This window comes from Methylobacterium oxalidis (genome assembly GCF_007992195.1).
Taxonomy (GTDB): Bacteria; Pseudomonadota; Alphaproteobacteria; order Rhizobiales; family Beijerinckiaceae; genus Methylobacterium; species Methylobacterium oxalidis.
Window position 1 is genome coordinate 1 of record NZ_BJZU01000034.1, and the last position, 16,248, is coordinate 16,248.

General features: G+C 72.3%; 14 protein-coding genes, 1 tRNA gene and 2 pseudogenes. 12 read left to right on the forward strand and 5 right to left on the reverse strand.

The annotated features are described in order from the left end of the window. Nucleotides 1-135: 135 nt before the first annotated feature. Nucleotides 136-873: a hypothetical protein gene (locus MOX02_RS10300; protein ID WP_147025788.1), complete on the reverse strand. Its 738-nt coding sequence runs from the start codon at nucleotides 871-873 to the stop codon at nucleotides 136-138. A gap of 271 nt (nucleotides 874-1,144) precedes the next feature. Between MOX02_RS10300 and MOX02_RS10305 the strand changes: the two are divergent. From MOX02_RS10305 to MOX02_RS10315, 3 genes and pseudogenes are all read left to right on the forward strand, one after another. Further along, a pseudogene (locus MOX02_RS10305) lies at nucleotides 1,145-1,499 on the forward strand (ArsR/SmtB family transcription factor). Nucleotides 1,500-1,572: 73 nt separating this feature from the next. After that, a pseudogene (locus tag MOX02_RS10310) lies at nucleotides 1,573-1,878 on the forward strand (arsenic resistance protein); the annotation flags it as partial. A gap of 143 nt (nucleotides 1,879-2,021) precedes the next feature. Further along, on the forward strand, nucleotides 2,022-2,285 hold the full coding sequence (locus MOX02_RS10315) for a hypothetical protein (protein WP_147025708.1): 264 nt from the start codon (nucleotides 2,022-2,024) through the stop codon (nucleotides 2,283-2,285). Between the two features lie 4 nt (nucleotides 2,286-2,289). On the opposite strand, the gene MOX02_RS10320 is transcribed toward MOX02_RS10315, so the two are convergent. After that, entirely contained in the window at nucleotides 2,290-2,790 is a 501-nt protein-coding gene (locus MOX02_RS10320; protein WP_147025709.1) for a CAP domain-containing protein, read from the reverse strand. A gap of 289 nt (nucleotides 2,791-3,079) precedes the next feature. On the opposite strand from MOX02_RS10320, the gene MOX02_RS10325 reads away from it, so the two are divergent. Beyond that, a complete protein-coding gene (locus tag MOX02_RS10325; protein ID WP_147025710.1) occupies nucleotides 3,080-3,400 on the forward strand; it encodes a hypothetical protein in 321 nt (106 codons plus the stop codon). A gap of 87 nt (nucleotides 3,401-3,487) precedes the next feature. Here MOX02_RS10325 and MOX02_RS10330 read toward each other — a convergent pair whose 3' ends face one another. Further along, nucleotides 3,488-4,687 (reverse strand): PepSY-associated TM helix domain-containing protein, encoded by a 1,200-nt coding sequence (locus tag MOX02_RS10330; protein ID WP_147025711.1) that lies wholly within the window; start codon nucleotides 4,685-4,687, stop codon nucleotides 3,488-3,490. Then, entirely contained in the window at nucleotides 4,687-6,783 is a 2,097-nt protein-coding gene (locus MOX02_RS10335) for a TonB-dependent receptor (protein WP_170267804.1), read from the reverse strand. Before MOX02_RS10335 ends, MOX02_RS10330 begins: the two co-directional genes overlap by 1 nt. A 302-nt stretch (nucleotides 6,784-7,085) precedes the next feature. Between MOX02_RS10335 and MOX02_RS10340 the strand changes: the two genes are divergently transcribed. Then, a complete protein-coding gene (locus tag MOX02_RS10340) occupies nucleotides 7,086-7,934 on the forward strand; it encodes a helix-turn-helix transcriptional regulator (protein ID WP_170267807.1) in 849 nt (282 codons plus the stop codon). Between the two features lie 161 nt (nucleotides 7,935-8,095). On the opposite strand, the gene MOX02_RS10345 is transcribed toward MOX02_RS10340, so the two are convergent. Beyond that, nucleotides 8,096-8,172: transfer RNA gene (locus tag MOX02_RS10345), tRNA-Asp, on the reverse strand. 413 nt (nucleotides 8,173-8,585) lie between these two features. On the opposite strand from MOX02_RS10345, the gene MOX02_RS10350 reads away from it, so the two are divergent. From MOX02_RS10350 to nuoG, 7 genes are read left to right on the forward strand one after another with little or no spacing between them, the layout of a single operon-like run. Then, entirely contained in the window at nucleotides 8,586-8,951 is a 366-nt protein-coding gene (locus tag MOX02_RS10350; protein ID WP_109890497.1) for an NADH-quinone oxidoreductase subunit A, read from the forward strand. A 47-nt stretch (nucleotides 8,952-8,998) separates the two neighbouring features. Beyond that, nucleotides 8,999-9,586, forward strand: coding sequence for a NuoB/complex I 20 kDa subunit family protein (locus MOX02_RS10355; RefSeq protein WP_147025714.1), 588 nt, complete (start codon nucleotides 8,999-9,001; stop codon nucleotides 9,584-9,586). Between the two features lie 9 nt (nucleotides 9,587-9,595). Beyond that, on the forward strand, nucleotides 9,596-10,243 hold the full coding sequence (locus tag MOX02_RS10360) for an NADH-quinone oxidoreductase subunit C (protein WP_147025715.1): 648 nt from the start codon (nucleotides 9,596-9,598) through the stop codon (nucleotides 10,241-10,243). A gap of 10 nt (nucleotides 10,244-10,253) precedes the next feature. Beyond that, a complete protein-coding gene (locus MOX02_RS10365; RefSeq protein WP_147025716.1) occupies nucleotides 10,254-11,444 on the forward strand; it encodes an NADH-quinone oxidoreductase subunit D in 1,191 nt (396 codons plus the stop codon). Between the two features lie 14 nt (nucleotides 11,445-11,458). Next, on the forward strand, nucleotides 11,459-12,802 hold the full coding sequence (nuoE, locus tag MOX02_RS10370; RefSeq protein WP_147025717.1) for an NADH-quinone oxidoreductase subunit NuoE: 1,344 nt from the start codon (nucleotides 11,459-11,461) through the stop codon (nucleotides 12,800-12,802). 17 nt (nucleotides 12,803-12,819) lie between these two features. Next, nucleotides 12,820-14,121 (forward strand): NADH-quinone oxidoreductase subunit NuoF, encoded by a 1,302-nt coding sequence (gene nuoF, locus MOX02_RS10375; RefSeq protein WP_147025718.1) that lies wholly within the window; start codon nucleotides 12,820-12,822, stop codon nucleotides 14,119-14,121. A gap of 40 nt (nucleotides 14,122-14,161) precedes the next feature. Beyond that, complete coding sequence (nuoG, locus tag MOX02_RS10380; protein WP_147025719.1) at nucleotides 14,162-16,243, forward strand: NADH-quinone oxidoreductase subunit NuoG; 2,082 nt, start codon at nucleotides 14,162-14,164, stop codon at nucleotides 16,241-16,243. The last annotated feature ends 5 nt before the right edge of the window (nucleotides 16,244-16,248 follow it).

The window sequence follows — 16,248 nt, forward strand, 5'->3', positions numbered from 1 at the left end:
CGCCCCAGGACTCGGCGCCCCCAGGACTCGGCGCCCCAGGACTCGGCGCCCCAGGACCGGGCACCTCAGGAGCCGGGCGGCGCCGGGGCGCGGTGAGCCGCCCCCGCTGGGCGCGCGTCCGCGCTGAGGCCATGCTCAGCCGTCGGCCGCCGCGTCAGGGTCGCTCGCCCGCCGCAGGCGGGCCCGCTCACCCGCCTCGTCCCGGCATTTCGCGGCGTGGACGGCGCGGTTGACCACCTGCAGGTTCGGCGCGCCCCAGAACGCCAGCAGGCTCGGCCAGGGCGCGTCGCGGTGCTCGCGCCAGACCCGGTACAGCGGCACGCGATGGTCGATCTCGGCCGTGCGCAGCAGGCGCTTGCCGGAGACGGCGCAGCGATGCCCCTGGCGGCGCTTGAGCGCCGGTATCTGGTCGCTCGGCGCGAGCCAGAGCTTCCAGGCCGCCACGCAGGCGGAGTGCCAGCCCGCGTTCCGGTTCGGGATGCCGGTGCCCCAGAGGTCCACGTGCCAGCCGAAGCGGTAGACCGGCTGGCCGCAGACGCAGCAACGGCCGCGCCCGAGCAGGTGGGCGGCCTCGCGGTAGGGGGAGGGCGGCGCGCGGAAACCGGCCGCTCCGCCGCCGCCGGTCTCCGCGCCGGGGCGCCAGGTCCAGCCCTCCGGGGCGCCCGAGCGGGCGGCGAGGGCGCGGGCGAGGCGGTCGGCCCGCAGGACGTGGCTGCGCCAGAAGCTCTCGACCGCGAGGCGGGGCGTCGGCGGGACGAGCGGGCGCGACAGGGCGTGCTGGAGAACCGCGGCGGGGAAGATCGGTGGCAGCGCCCGTTCGAGCCGCAGCAATGCCTGCCTGTTGCGCGTCGCGCGCCAATCCGAAGCCGCCATCGCGGCGCTGTACGCAGCCCTGCCCGGCAGGGCAACCGCCCGCGGCGGCGAGGACGCCGTCACGGCGTGCGGCCCGCGACCCGGGGCAAGCTCTCGAGTCTTCACGATGGCCCGCGAGCCGAGGCCGGCGGCGCTCCGCGCGGGCGGCCCGAGGGCGTCGAGGCCGCCGCGATCCCCGGATCGTCTCAAATCCGTCTCCCCGGTGATGATCCGGCTTGCCCCGCAGGCCCGAACGGCTTGTAATTCAACATCTGTAGAAATAGCGAGATCGTTGGACGAGCGGCACGCCCTCTCCGCCTTCGCGGCTCTCGCAGGAGACCCGCCTGCGCATCGTCCGGCACCGCGTCGCGGCCGGTCCGGACGGTGTGGCGGCGGGGATCCTGGCCGGGGGCGTCGGCGCGTCCACCTCGAACCTGTCCTTCCACCTGAAGGAGCTGGAGCATGCGGGCCTCGTCCGGTCCCGCCGCGAGGGCCGCTCGATCATCGACAGCGCCGTCTACCCGACGCTGTCGGCGCTGATCGCCTTCCTGACGAGGGATTGCTGCCAGGGCCGCCCGGAGGTCTGCGCCCCCGCGATGGCCGCCCTCGATGCCTGCTGCACCCGGACGGAGACCGCCCGTGCCTGAGCTCACGATCGACGTCGTGATCTACCACAACCCCGCCTGCGGCACCTCGCGCAACGTGCTCGCGATGATCCGCAACGCCGGCCTCGCCGACCTCCTGAACCGCGCGGCCGGCGAGCAGCACGACGTGGCCGGTCAGCAGCACGACGTGGCCGGCCCCTCGGCGCTGATCGGCGCCTCGAACGTCTTCGGCCTCGCCGTGGCGGCCGCCATCAGCCTGTTCGGGTTCGATTCGGGCGCGGCGCTCGCCACGGTCGTCGGCATCCTCATCGAGGTGCCGGTCATGCTGACGGTGGCGTGGATCGTGAACCGGAGCGGGGGCTGGTTCGAGCGCGGCGCCGCGCGCACCGTCGCCCTGAAGCCCGCCGCCCGCGAGACCTGACGGGGCGGCGGACCGTCCGGCGCGGTTCCGCGCTCAGGCGCGCTTACGCAGTCTGTGCGCATCCAAGACGTGTATGCGCCGACCTATTGATAACCTGGACTAGAATTAACCGTGCCGCCCAGGCGGTCCCGGAGCGATCCCGCGTGAACGACAACGACTCGACCGAGGCGCTGGTGGCGCGCTGCCGCACGCTGGAGCAGGCCCTCGCGCTGGTGACCGCGCACGTCGCGCCGTCGCGCTCGGGCCGGCCTCCCGTCCTGACGCTGCAGGTGATGCGGAGCCTCGAGGCGGCGGCGGAGCGCGCGGACTTCCCGGCCTCGACGCGAGACGCCCTCCGCCGCGCCGCCGCGGCACTGGGGGGCGAGGGGCGGGCGGCGCGGGGCCGGACGCCCCGCTCCGGGATCTGAGGGCTCAGCCGCCCAGGACCAGCGCCCAGTAGCGCCGGTAGCGGGTCGTCGGGGCATCGGCCCGGGCGATGCCGATCCGGCGGAGCTGTGGGATCAGCATGTTGCGGTTGTGCTCGGGCGAGGCTTTCCAGCGGGCGAAGACCTGCTCGAACGTCTCGGAGCCCGCCGACAGGTTCTCGGCGGCGTGGGCGCGCCCGAGCCCGGCCTGCGACATCCGCGAGGTGAAGGTGCCGCCGAGATCGTGGCTGAGGCGGCCGGCCCGCGCGTTCGCGGTGGCTTGGTAGGAGGCCGCCCGCGTCAGCCCGGCATCGACGCTCACCGGCCCGAGCCCGTGCTGGGCGCGGTAGCGGGAGATGGCGGCGGCGGCCGCCTGCTCGTCGAGGATCACGAGGCTCGCCGGGGCGTCGGCCTCGGGCAGGACCCCCGGCGAGCCGCATCCGGCAAGCGCGAGCAGGAGGGCGGCGAGGGCGGCCGTCCGGGGGCGGGCGAGAAGGGGCAGGGGCATCGGCGCGGCATCTGGCGGGGAATCGCCCGAGCCTCATTCTCGGCCGATGCGGCGAAAGCGGGGCGCCGGCGGATCGGGCCCGCGCCGATTCCGACGTCGGCGCTCCGATGCGCGGATCCGGCCCCGGGCCGGAGGGGAGTTCCGGCCTGCACCGGTACCCGATGCGCGTCTTCGTTGACGAATCCAAGCCATGAAACGCAGTATTGCATGCGATCCGTCGAATGGTTCGACTGATTCCATCAATGCTCGGTCTAGTGGCAGCGCTACAATGACAAGTGGAAATATACCGTTGACTGTCGGGGCGAGGCGCCAAGCCGTCTTCACCCTGGAAGGCAGGACGAATCCCTGGCCGGCCGTTCTCCTGTGGCTCGAACACCGCAACCCGGCGAAGAAGCCGCGCGATCCGTCGAAGAGGGTCTCCGCGGCCCTCTCGCTGCAGTGGAGCCCGACCCCGACGGCTCCGGGGGGCGAGGCGTGGCGGCAGGCCGTGACGGTCACCAACGAGACCTCCGACGACCAGGAGATCACGGTCCATTTCTATCTTGCGGACGGCGCGGACCCGTCCGAGATCGAGGCCGGGGCGGTCTCGGAGAGCGACCTCGACGGTTGACCCGGGCCGGCATCCGCGCGGCTCGCACGGACGGCCCGGGGGCCGCGCCGCTCGGGCCGAGCGCCGGGACCGGACGCGCGGGGCGGCCTATCCCCGCCGCGCCCGGGCGCGGAACTTGGCGATCCAGAGCCAGAGGCCGGTGACGAACAGCGCCGGCAGGCTGAGGCCGACGAGCACCATCAGCGCCTGGCCCGCAGGCCCGAGCGCGAAGCGGGCGTGGATCGGCGAGATCCAGGATTTCAGGGTCTCGGCAGCGCTCAGGTCGTTGCCGGTCCGGGCGAAGAGCAGGCGCGGGCAATCCCGCGCGATCCAGAGTTCCGTGGACTGGACCCGGTGAGGCGCGTCCGGCGGCGCCAGCGAGAGCTGATAGGGGGCGCCCGCCTTCTCGGGCATGATCAGGAGGCGGAAGCTCAGGTCCGGGTAGGCGGCCCGCGCCACCGCGAGCGCGCGGTCGGGCCCGGCGCCGCCCGGGCAGGCGCCCTCCGGCGCGGGCGCGAGCAGGCCGGGCGCCGGCGCGCGGAGGGTCGAGACGCCGGCGAGCGCCCAGTCGAACCACATCGGGCGCAGGAGGTACACGCCCGACAGGATCGCGGCCGTGAGCGGCACGAGCAGCCAGACCGCGAGGACGTTGTGCCAGTCGAGGAGCAGGCGCCGGCCGCTTGCCCCGCTCTTGACCGTGAGGGCTTGGCGCCAGGTGCGGTCGTTGCGCGGCCACCAGAGGTAGACGCCGGTGGCGGCGGAGATCAGGAAGAGGATCCCGGCGACGGCGGTCGCGAACAGGCCGTAGGGCGGCACCATCAGCGCGGCGTGGAGGTGGACGAGGAAGCCCCACCAGGAGCGTTCGATGACGATGAAGCCGCGCGGGTCGCCGGAGGCGACGTCCACCGCGACGACCCCGTGCTCCTCGGGCGCGCCGGGATCGTGGCGCAGGTGCCCGGCGACGAGCGGGACCGCGGCCGGCAGCGGCGCGGCGTGGGGGGCCGCCACGACGAGGATCGTCTCGAGCTCGGGGTGCCGGGCCTTCGCCCGGGCCATCCACGCCTCGACGGGCGGCCACGCGGGCGAGGGCGGCGCCCCGTCCGGGAACAGGGCGGGCCCGTGCTCGGCGCGGACGATCGGCTCGGCGAAGACGAGGGCGGCGCCGCTGGCCCCGACCACGGCCAGGATCAGCCCGGCAACGAGGCCGAGGCTCAGGTGCACGCGCCGCCAGAGGGTGCGCAGCCGGCTCCGGCCGCGCGGCACGGCGGAGGTGGACGGTTCCGCGGAGGTCGCCACGGCGGGGGGCATCAGAAGCGCGCCTGCATCAGGAGGCCGACCGTGCGCGGCGGCGTGAGATCGGCCGCCGTCCCCGCGCCGATCCTGCGGGTGAAGCCGACCTCGTCGGTCAGGTTGCGGACGAAGGCGCGGCAGGTCACGCCCTCGGCGAGCGTCGCGGTGACGCCGAGATCGACGAGCGCGTAGTTGCCCGCCTTCTCGACGAAGAGGTTCGTCAGGTCGCTGAAGTAGCTCGACACGTAGAGGACGTTGGCATCGAACGCGAGGGTCGGCGAGACGCGCCAGACGAAGCCCGCCGACGGCGTGACCGCGGGATCGCGCCCGAAGCGGTTGCCGCGCAGGTTCGGGTTCGTCGGCAGGCCCTCGGTGATCTCGGTGCGCAGCAGGCCGAGGCCGGCGCGGAGGTCGAGATCCTCGGCGACGCGCGCGCTCACCTCGAACTCGGCCCCGTAGGACACGCCGGCGGGCAGGTTGACGACCTCCAGCGAGAACCGGTTGGCGGGATCGCGCTGCAGGTAGAGCTGCGGATTGTCGTGCAGGTTGTAGAAGCCCGTCACCCCAAGGACGAAGCGGTTGTCCGGGAGCACGCGCCGGTAGGTCGTCTCGAAGGTCCAGACCGTCTCCGACCGGAACGTGTAGGGATTGCCGGTGAAGAGGTTGATCGAGCCGCCGCCCGGATTGTAGCCCTCGCGGGCGGTCACCGCCACGGTCTGCACGGGGTCGATGCGGTAGCTCGCGCCGATCTTCGGGAGGAAGACGACCTCGTCGGTGCCGGCGGCGGTCGTGAGGCGGCGCGGCGTGAGCGTCTGCGTCCGCGCGTCGTCGTTCCGGTTCAGGCGGCCGCCGAACAGCAGGTCGAGGTCCGGGGTGAGGGCGTAGCGGAGGTCGGCGAACAGCGCCTGCGCCGAGGTGCGGCCGATCGATCGCGTCAGGCCGATCGCGGCGGCGTCCTGCCAGCGCTCGTTGACGTTCAGGCCGACGAGGCCGCTGAGGCCGGTCCCGACGGTGCCGAACGTGTAGAGCACGTCCTGGTTGAAGATCTCCTCGCGCAGCCGGAACCGCGTCGCGTCGGTCTGGAACCGGGCGCTGTCGAGGTGATCGAAGACGTAGCTCGTGATCGCGCGCAGTTGCCCGGCCTCGCCGGGCAGCCGGTAGATCGTGTCGGCGCCGAACGCTCCGGCCTGCGCGTCGAACACGCGCTGGTAGCCGCCGCGGGCGTAGGGGATCAGGCGCGCCCGGAAGGGCTGGCCGATGACGTCGGGGCCGGCCACGACGTTGCGCGTCTGCGGGACGGTGCCGCTCTGGTAGTCGGCCAGCAGCTTGACGGAGAGGTCCGAGCCCGGCCCGTCCGGCGTGTAGAGCAGCTTGCCGCGCACGCGCGTGGCCCGGGCTTCGAGCAGGCGGCCCGGATCGACGCCTTGCGGCACCTCGATCATGCTCCGGGGGTCCGGGCTGCCCTCCTGCTCGACGACGAGGCGCGCGGCCAGCACGTCCGGGACGAGCGGGACGTTGGCGAGGCCCGCCAGGGTGAAGGCCGGCCCGAAGCGGTCGAAGGCGAAGCCCGCCCGGGCGCCGGCCTCGGCCACCGGCACCGGGTCGCCCGTGTTGACGATGAACGCGCCGGCGATCGCGTTGCGGCCCCGCAGGGTCGATTGCGGCCCGCGCAGCACCTCGACGCGCTCCACGTCGTAGGTGGTCAGGAAGTTCGAGACGGCGAGCGTCGTCGGCCGAACGATCTCGTCGACGATGAGCGGCGCGCGCGGCAGCGTGCCCTGCAGGATGTTGCTGGGAAGGCCCCCCGCGCCGCTCGACTGGATGCCGCGGATGGCCGGCACCTCGCTCGCGCCGAGGGGCGTCGTGTTGGGGACGTTCTCGATGTCCTGGAAGAGCGTCCGGCCCGGCGTGATCCGCCGCTCCAGCTCCGGCTTCGTGATGATCGTGACGCTCGTGGCGGTGTCGAGAAGGCTCTGCACCCGGCGCTCGCCCTCGACGCTGAGCTCGCCCAGGGTCACGGCCGCGGGGGCGGGGGAGCGGCCGTCCTGCGCCGCGCCCGGAGCGGGGAGGCAAAAGGCGGCGGAGACCGCCGCGGCGAGGCCGAGCGGACGCATCGGCCAGTCCGCGTGGCTTCGGAAGCGAGGGGAGGGAAGCATGGCGACGAACGAGCCTACCGCGAAGCCGGGATCAGCAAGCGAATGGCGAGCTTCGGGCGCGCACGCTACCCAGTTCCTACGATGGATGCCCCAAACCCGTCACGATCCGTGTTAGGATGAGGAAAAGTAATTCGCTGTCACCCGTTTGCACTTTGACATTAGAATAATGCCAGATTGACTGACTTGGAGCTTCTCAAATCTGTCGCCGGCAAGTCGCCGGCCGGATGGAACCTGGATGGGGCGACCGCTTGAGCAGTGCCGTGAACGGGGTGGGTGTGGAGACCATCGGTCCGCATCCTCAGGCGCAGTCCCTGCGCGAGAGCCGGCGGGGCGACGTGATCATGGCGCGCGCACGCTACGACGGCTACGTGGGCGCCTACCCGGCGCTGCCCTTTCTCGGCGTCTATCTGTGCCTCGAGGGCGGCGGGCAGCTCGTCAGGCGGAACGCGTCGCAGAACCTCGAAGGGGCGTTCCTGCCCGGGCGCGTGGGTCTCGGTGCGGTCGGCGTCGGCGGCGAGGGGCACGGCCCCCGCATGGATCTCCTGGCGCTCGGCATCGCGCCGGCCCGCCTGTCCGCGCTCGTCGCGGAACTCCCCGGCCAGCGGCTCGATCTCGAGGCCGCGGCCTCGGCCTTCCACGACGACCCCCTGCTCGCGGCATCGCTCCGGGCGATGTGGCAGGAGGGCGGGGAGCACGGGCTCTCGAGCGCCTTCGTCGATCACGCGCTGGCGGTGGTGCTGCACCGGATCGCCGCCGGCGTCCGGAGCGTGCCGCCGGGCGCCCGGCATCGTCTCACGGGCCGGCAGATGGAGCGCCTGACCGGCTTCATCGAGGCGTCCGGGGCCGACCTGTCGGTGGCGCAGCTCGCCGCGGTGCTCGATCTCAGCCCCAACCATTTCAGCCGGTGCTTCCGCGCGACCACCGGCCTCCCGCCCTACGCCTTCCTGACGCGCCGGCGCCTCGATGAGGCCGCCCGGCTGCTGACGGGGACGAGCCTGTCGATCACCGAGATCGCGGCGCTCAGCGGCTACGCCAACCCGAGCCAGTTCGCCTCGGCCTTCCGCCGCCACACGGGCGCGTCGCCCTCGGCGTGGCGCCGCGAGGGGTGAGGTTTTCTCCGCGCGCAGGCTCGCGTCGCCCGCTTCCGTTCACGAGGCGGGCGTCAGCCGGGCTCTCCCGCGAGCGGCGGGATCGGAGGCAGGATGGCGTGTCCGCGCGCCGACGTGCGTCGGGGCGTGCGGTTCCGGGCGATGTGGGGGATCGGGAAACGTGGCGCGGGCGACGGGGCTCGAACCCGCGACCTCCGGCGTGACAGGCCGGCACTCTAACCAACTGAGCTACGCCCGCGTGGCGTGGCCGCCTCGTGCGGCGACGGCCGGGGTTTAGGAGGGCGGCCGGGGGCTGTCAAGCAGCCGCGCGCAGAATCGCGGAGCGCGTCCGCGCGCGCGCCGAGCGCAGTGACGACGGCCCCGGAACCGAGGGGACCGGGTCCGGCCGCGCCCGGATCGACCGCGCGGTGCCGGGAATGCCGGCCCCGGCCGCCCCTGCGCCGATCTGCCCCTTGTCTGCCCACTGCCGCCGGGCGCCCCGCGCCCCCACCTCACTGTCGCAGGGCTGTTTGTGCGACGCGCAACGCTCTTGTTTCACCCGAACCGCTCGTCTAAGCCTCGCGCCGTGCGCTCTCTGGCATTGGAGGAATTCCACATGCCACGGTTCAGGAGGGCGCCCGCGGTCCCACACGAGCACGAGAGAGGCCTCGCATGACCGGCCTGCTGGCGGATTACCTGCCGCTCATCGTTTTCATCGGCGTGTCGCTGTTCATCGCGGTGGCGCTGCTCGTGGCTCCGTTCCTCGTGGCCTACAACAGCCCGGACCCGGAGAAGCTCTCCGCCTACGAGTGCGGCTTCAACGCCTTCGACGACGCGCGCATGAAGTTCGACGTGCGCTTCTACCTGGTCGCCATCCTGTTCATCATCTTCGACCTCGAGGTGGCCTTCCTGTTCCCCTGGGCCATCACCTTCGGCGAGCTCGGCTGGTACGGCTTCTGGTCGATGATGGTCTTCCTCGGCGTGCTCACCGTCGGGTTCGTCTACGAGTGGCGCAAGGGCGCCCTCGAGTGGGATTGAGCCCCGCCGACCCGCAGCACAAGAGCCGCACACCCTCCGAGGCATCCATGGCCCTCACCACCGAACTCTCCCGCGCCCCGACCATCGCGCCCCAGCCCAAGGGCATCATCGACCCCGCGACCGGCCGGCCGATCGGCGAGAACGACCCGACCTTCCTGTCGATCAACAGCGAGCTCGCCGACCGCGGCTTCCTCGTGACCTCGGCGGACGAGCTGATCAACTGGGCCCGCACCGGCTCGCTGATGTGGATGACCTTCGGGCTCGCATGCTGCGCCGTCGAGATGATGCAGATGTCGATGCCCCGCTACGATTGCGAGCGCTTCGGCTTCGCCCCCCGCGGCAGCCCGCGCCAGTCCGACGTGATGATCGTGGCCGGCACGCTCACGAACAAGATGGCCCCGGCGCTCCGCAAGGTCTACGACCAGATGCCGGAGCCGCGCTACGTCATCTCGATGGGCTCCTGCGCCAACGGCGGCGGCTACTACCACTACTCCTACTCGGTGGTGCGCGGCTGCGACCGCGTCGTGCCCGTCGACATCTACGTGCCGGGCTGCCCGCCGACCGCGGAGGCCCTGCTCTACGGCGTGCTGCTGCTGCAGCGGAAGATCCGCCGCACCGGCACGATCGAGCGCTGAGCCCCGCCCATGACGAACGGCATCTCGATCCTTCCCCACACCCAGCCGGAGAGCGGCGAGGCCGCGCTGCGGGCGCTCGGCGACCGCATCGCCGCGGCCCTCGGCCCGGCCATCGTCGAGCGGCGCATCGCCTTCGGCGAACTCACCCTGATCGTGCAGGCCAGCGACATCGTCTACGCGCTGACCTACCTGCGCGACGACCCGGCCTGCGCCTTCCGCTGCTTCATCGACATCTGCGGCGCCGACTATCCGGGCCGCGAGAAGCGCTTCGACGTCGTCTACCACCTGCTCTCGCTGCGCCATAACGCGCGCATCCGGGTGAAGGTGCAGACCGACGAGACGACGCCGGTCCCCTCCGTGATCGAGGTCTACCCGGCCGCCAACTGGTACGAGCGCGAGACCTACGACCTCTACGGCATCCTGTTCTCGGGCCACCCGGACCTGCGGCGCCTCCTCACCGATTACGGCTTCGAGGGCCACCCGCTGCGCAAGGACTTCCCGCTCACCGGCTTCGTCGAGGTCCGCTACGACCAGGACGAGGCGCGCGTCGTCTACGAGCCCGTGAAGCTCACCCAGGAATTCCGCAACTTCGACTTCCTGTCGCCGTGGGAGGGCACCGAGTACGTGCTTCCGGGCGACGAGAAGAAGTCGGTCTGAGGAGATCCCAATGACCGAGCACAACATCCGCAACTTCGCGATCAACTTCGGGCCGCAGCACCCGGCGGCGCACGGGGTGCTGCGCCTCGTGCTGGAGCTCGACGGCGAGATCGTCGAGCGGGTCGACCCGCATATCGGGCTCCTGCACCGGGGCACCGAGAAGCTGATCGAGTACAAGACCTACCTGCAGGCGACGCCCTACTTCGACCGGCTCGACTACGTCGCGCCGATGAACCAGGAGCACGCCTTCTGCCTCGCCATCGAGAAGCTCCTCGGGCTCGAGGTGCCGCGGCGGGCCAAGCTCATCCGGACGCTGTTCTGCGAGATCGGGCGGCTCCTCTCCCACCTCCTCAACGTCACCACGCAGGCGATGGACGTCGGCGCGCTGACGCCGCCCCTGTGGGGCTTCGAGGAGCGCGAGAAGCTGATGATCTTCTACGAGCGGGCGTCCGGCGCCCGGCTCCACGCCAACTACTTCCGGCCCGGCGGCGTCCACCAGGACCTGCCGCCCAAGCTCATCGACGACATCGAGGCGTTCTGCGAGACCTTCCCGCAGGTGGTCGACGACCTCGACAACCTCGTCATGGCCAACCGCATCTTCAAGCAGCGCAACGTCGACATCGGCATCGTCACGGTCGACGAGGCGATGGAGTGGGGCTTCTCGGGCGTGATGGTGCGCGGCTCGGGCATCCCGTGGGACCTGCGCAAGTCGCAGCCCTACGAGGCCTACGAGGAGATGGAGTTCGACATCCCCGTGGGGAAGAACGGCGACACCTACGATCGCCAGGTGATCCGCATGGAGGAGATGCGCGAATCGGTGCGCATCATGAAGCAGTGCATCGCCAAGCTGCGCGAGCCGGCGGGCCAGGGCCCGATCGCGGCGCTCGACGGCAAGGTGGCGCCCCCGCCCCGGCGCGAGATGAAGCGCTCGATGGAGGCGCTCATCCACCACTTCAAGCTCTACACCGAGGGCTTCCACGTGCCGGCGGGCGAGGTCTACGCGGCCGTCGAGGCGCCCAAGGGCGAGTTCGGCGTCTACCTCGTCTCGGACGGCACCAACAAACCCTACCGCTGCAAGATCCGCGCGCCGGGCTTCGCCCACCTGCAGGCGATGGACTGGATGTGCCGCGGCCACATGCTGGCCGACGTCTCCTGCGTGCTCGGCACGCTCGACATCGTGTTCGGCGAAGTGGACCGCTGAAGGCTACGTGAGAGATGGCAAACCGCAGACTCGCCCCCGCCGCCGAGCAACCCGAGAGCTTCGCGTTCACCCCTGAGAACGCCGAGTGGGCGCAGGGGCAGATCGCCAAGTACCCGGAGGGGCGCCAGGCCTCGGCCGTGATCCCGCTCCTGTGGAAGGCGCAGGAGCAGAACGGCGGCTGGCTGCCGCGCGCCGCCATCGAGGCGGTGGCCGACCAGCTCGGCATGCCCCACATCCGCGTGCTCGAGGTCGCGACCTTCTACACGATGTTCGCGCTGGAGCCGGTCGGCCGCTACTGGATCCAGGTCTGCGGCACGGTGCCGTGCGATTCCTGCGGGGCGCGCGAACTGAAGGCGATGCTGCAGGAGCGGCTCGGGCCCCCCGGCCACGTCAGCCCGGACGGCAACTTCTCCTGGCTCGAGGTCGAGTGCCTCGGCGCCTGCTGCAACGCGCCGATGGCGCAGATCAACCACGATTACTACGAGGACCTGACGCCGGAATCCCTCGGCCGGCTCATGGACGACCTCGCCGCCGGCCGCCCGGTCAAGACCGGCTCGCAGACCGGCCGCCACTCCTCCGAGCCCGAGGGCGCGGTCGCCACGCTGCAGGACCCGAGCCTGTTCGACGGCTCCCGCATCGGCGCCTGGCGCAAGCGCTTCGAGGAGACGCGGACGGAGGAGGGCGCGCAGGACGAGGCCGCCGCGAGCGAGCGGCAGGCCGCGGTGAACCCGAAGCCGGCCCGCCCCGACGCCGGCCGCACCGTCGAGCGGCCGGTCGCCGACGCGCCGGCCCAGCGCGCCGCCGCGGGCGAGGCGCCGGTCAAGCCCGAGGACCAGGCCGCCGCGGCCGAGCGCGGACACTCCACCGCCAAGCACGGCGAGGCCCGGCCCACCGACGCCCCCGTCCTCGACACCCCGGCCGAGCGCGCCGTCGCGGGCGAGCCGGCGGCCGCCGAGGCCGGCGCGCAGTCGGCGCTGCGGCGCGACGAGGTCCCGCCGCAGCCCGAGGCGTCCGGCGCCAGCGAGGGCGAGGTCGCCGCCGAGGCCGAGGAGAGCCGCATCGCGGAGAAGCTCGCGGGCCTGCCCAGGGACGCGACCCCCGAGCAGCGGGCGGACGCGGTCGGCACCCGGCCCGCGGCCCTCCCGGCGGCGCGGGCGGGCGCGCCCGACGCGCTCACCCGCATCAAGGGGATCGGCCCCGGCAACGAGCGCCGGCTGCACGATCTCGGCATCTACCACTTCGACCAGATCGCCGCCTGGACCCGGGACGAGATCGCCTGGGTCGGCACCTACCTCGCCTTCCCCGGCCGGATCGACCGCGAGGACTGGGTGGGGCAGGCGCGTGCGCTGAGCCGCTAGGGCAGGGGACGACCGACATGCTCTCCGATCAGGATCGCATCTTCACCAACCTCTACGGCCTGCACTCGCCGGGCCTGGAGGCTGCCCGCAAGCGCGGCGCCTGGGACGGAACCAAGTTCCTCCTCGAGATGGGCCGCGACTGGATCATCGAGGAGATGAAGACCTCGGGCCTGCGCGGGCGCGGCGGCGCCGGCTTCCCGACCGGCCTCAAATGGTCCTTCATGCCCAAGAAGTCCGACGGGCGCCCCCACTACCTCGTCGTCAACGCCGACGAGTCGGAGCCGGGCACCTGCAAGGACCGGGAGATCATGCGGCACGACCCGCACCTCCTGATCGAGGGCTGCATGCTCGCCTCCTTCGCGATGGACGCGCATGCCTGCTACGTCTACATCCGCGGCGAGTACGTGGCCGAGAAGCACGCCCTCCAGAAGGCCGTCGACGAGGCCTACGAGGCCCGGCTCGTCGGCCAGGACAACGTCCACGGCTACCCCTTCGACATCTACGTCCACCACGGCGCGGGCGCCTACATCTGCGGTGAGGAGACGGCCCTCATCGAGAGCCTCGAGGGCAAGAAGGGCATGCCGCGCCTGAAGCCCCCGTTCCCCGCCAATATGGGCCTCTACGGCTGCCCGACGACGGTCAACAACGTCGAGTCGATCGCGGTGGCCGGCACCATCCTGCGGCGCGGCGGCGCGTGGTTCGCCGGGATCGGCGGCAAGAACAACACCGGCACCAAGCTGTTCTGCGTGTCGGGCCACGTCAACAAGCCCTGCAACGTCGAGGAGGAGCTCGGGATCACCTTCCGCGAGCTCATCGACAAGCATTGCGGCGGCATGCGCGGCGGCTGGGACAACCTGCTCTGCTCGATTCCCGGCGGCTCCTCGGTGCCGCTCGTGCCGGCCGAGCAGATCATCGACGCCAAGATGGACTTCGACACCCTGCGCAACCTCGGCTCCGGCCTCGGCACCGCGGCGGTGATCGTCCTCGACCGCTCCACCGACATCGTCCAGGCGATCGCCCGCATCGCCTACTTCTACAAGCACGAGAGCTGCGGCCAGTGCACGCCCTGCCGCGAGGGCACGGGCTGGATGTGGCGCGTGATGCTGCGCATGGCGGAAGGCCGCGCCCAGAAGCGCGAGATCGACATGCTGTTCGACGTCACGAAGCAGATCGAGGGCCACACGATCTGCGCCCTCGGCGACGCCGCCGCCTGGCCGATCCAGGGCCTGATCCGGCACTACCGCCCCGAGATCGAGAAGCGGATCGACCGCTACAGCGCGAACCCGCATCCCGACCCCGTGCCGATGGCGGCGGAGTGAGCCTGCCGCCCGCGATGAAGTTCGAGACCGAGAAGCACGTATGACAAGAATCGTCGTCGACGGCACCGAGGTCGATGTCCCGGCCGAGTACACGCTGCTCCAGGCCTGCGAGGTCGCGGGCGCGGAGATCCCGCGCTTCTGCTTCCACGAGCGGCTGTCGATCGCCGGCAATTGCCGCATGTGCCTCGTGGAGCTGAAGGGGGCGCCCAAGCCCGTCGCCTCCTGCGCCTACGCGGTCAAGGATTGCCGGCCCGGCCCCAACGGCGAGCCGCCGGAGGTGCTGACGCGCTCCGGCCAGACCAAGAAGGCCCGCGAGGGGGTGATGGAGTTCCTCCTCATCAACCACCCGCTCGACTGCCCGATCTGCGATCAGGGCGGCCATTGCGACCTGCAGGACCAGGCCATGGCCTACGGGGTCGACTCGACCCGCTACGGCGAGAACAAGCGCGCCGTCGAGGAGAAGTACATCGGCCCGCTGGTGCGGACCGCCATGAACCGCTGCATCCACTGCACCCGCTGCGTGCGCTTCCTCGCGGAGGTGGCCGGCGTGCCGGACCTCGGCGCCATCGGCCGCGGCGAGGACATGGAGATCACGAGCTACCTCGAGCAGGCGATGCACTCGGAGCTGCAGGGCAACGTCGCCGACCTCTGCCCCGTGGGCGCCCTCGTGCACAAGCCGCAGAGCTACAACGTCCGCCCCTGGGAGCTGACGAAGACCGACTCGGTCGACGTGATGGACGCGGTCGGCTCGGCGATCCGGGTCGATTCCCGCGGCCGCGAGGTCATGCAGATCGAGCCGCGGGTCAACGAGGCGATCAACGAGGAGTGGATCTCCGACAAGACCCGCCACGCCGTCGACGGCCTGCGCCTGCAGCGCCTCGACCGGCCCTACCTGCGCGAGAACGGCCGCCTGCGCCCCGCCACCTGGAACGAGGCGTTCGGCGCCATCGCGGCCCGCATGAAGGGCGCGGACGAGGCGCGCGTCGGCGCCCTCGTCGGCGACCTCGCGGGCGTCGAGGAGACGTTCGCGCTGAAGGGCCTGATGACCGCGCTCGGCGTGACGAACCTCGACTGCCGGCAGGCGGGCGAGCGGATCGACCCGGCCTGGGGCCGGGCCGCCTACACGTTCGGGCCGACGATCCCCGGCATTGAGGAGGCGGACGCGATCCTGCTCGTGGGCGCCAACCCGCGGCTCGAAGCCTCGCTCCTCAACGTGCGCATCCGCAAGCGCTGGCGCATGGGCCCGCTGCCGGTCGGCATGATCGGCGAGCCGGCCGACCTGACCTACCCCCACATCCAGCTCGGCGCCGGCCCCGAGACGCTGGCCGAGCTCGCCGCGGGCCGCCACAGCTTCGCCGAGACCCTGAAGGCGGCCTCCAGGCCCGTCGTCGTCGTCGGCATGGGCGCGCTGGCGCGGCCGGACGGCGCGGCGATCCTCGCCGCGGCCGCGGCGCTCGCCCGCGACGTCGGCGCGGTCACGCCCGAGTGGAACGGCTTCGGCGTGCTGCACACGGCCGCCGCCCGCGTCGGCGCGCTCGACCTCGGCTTCGTGCCGGGCGAGGGCGGCCTCGACGTCGCCGGGATGGTCGCGCCCGGCGCCCTCGACGTGCTGTTCAACCTCGGCGCCGACGAGGTCGAGATCGGCGCGGGCGCCTTCGTGGTCTACCAGGGCACCCACGGCGACCGCGGCGCCTCGCGCGCCGACGTGATCCTGCCGGGCGCCGCCTACACCGAGAAGAACGCGACCTACGTCAACCTCGAGGGCCGCGTGCAGTGGGCGAACCGCTCGTCCTTCCCGCCGGGCGACGCCCGCGAGGACTGGGCGATCCTGCGCGCGCTCTCGGACGTGCTGGGCCAGCGCCTGCCCTACGATTCGCTCACCGCGCTGCGCCGCGCGCTCTACGCCGCCCACCCGCACCTCGCGGGCGTCGACGCGGTGGAGCCCGCCGACGCGGTCGCCGCGGCCGGAACCCTGGCGGCCCTCGGCGGCACCCCGGCCCGCGACCCGTTCCGCTCGCCGATCCTCGACTTCTACCTGACCAACCCGATCGCCCGCGCCTCGCGGGTGCTCGCCGAGTGCTCGAGCCTCGCCCGCGGGCGCGCGCTCGAGGCCGCGGAATAAGGCCG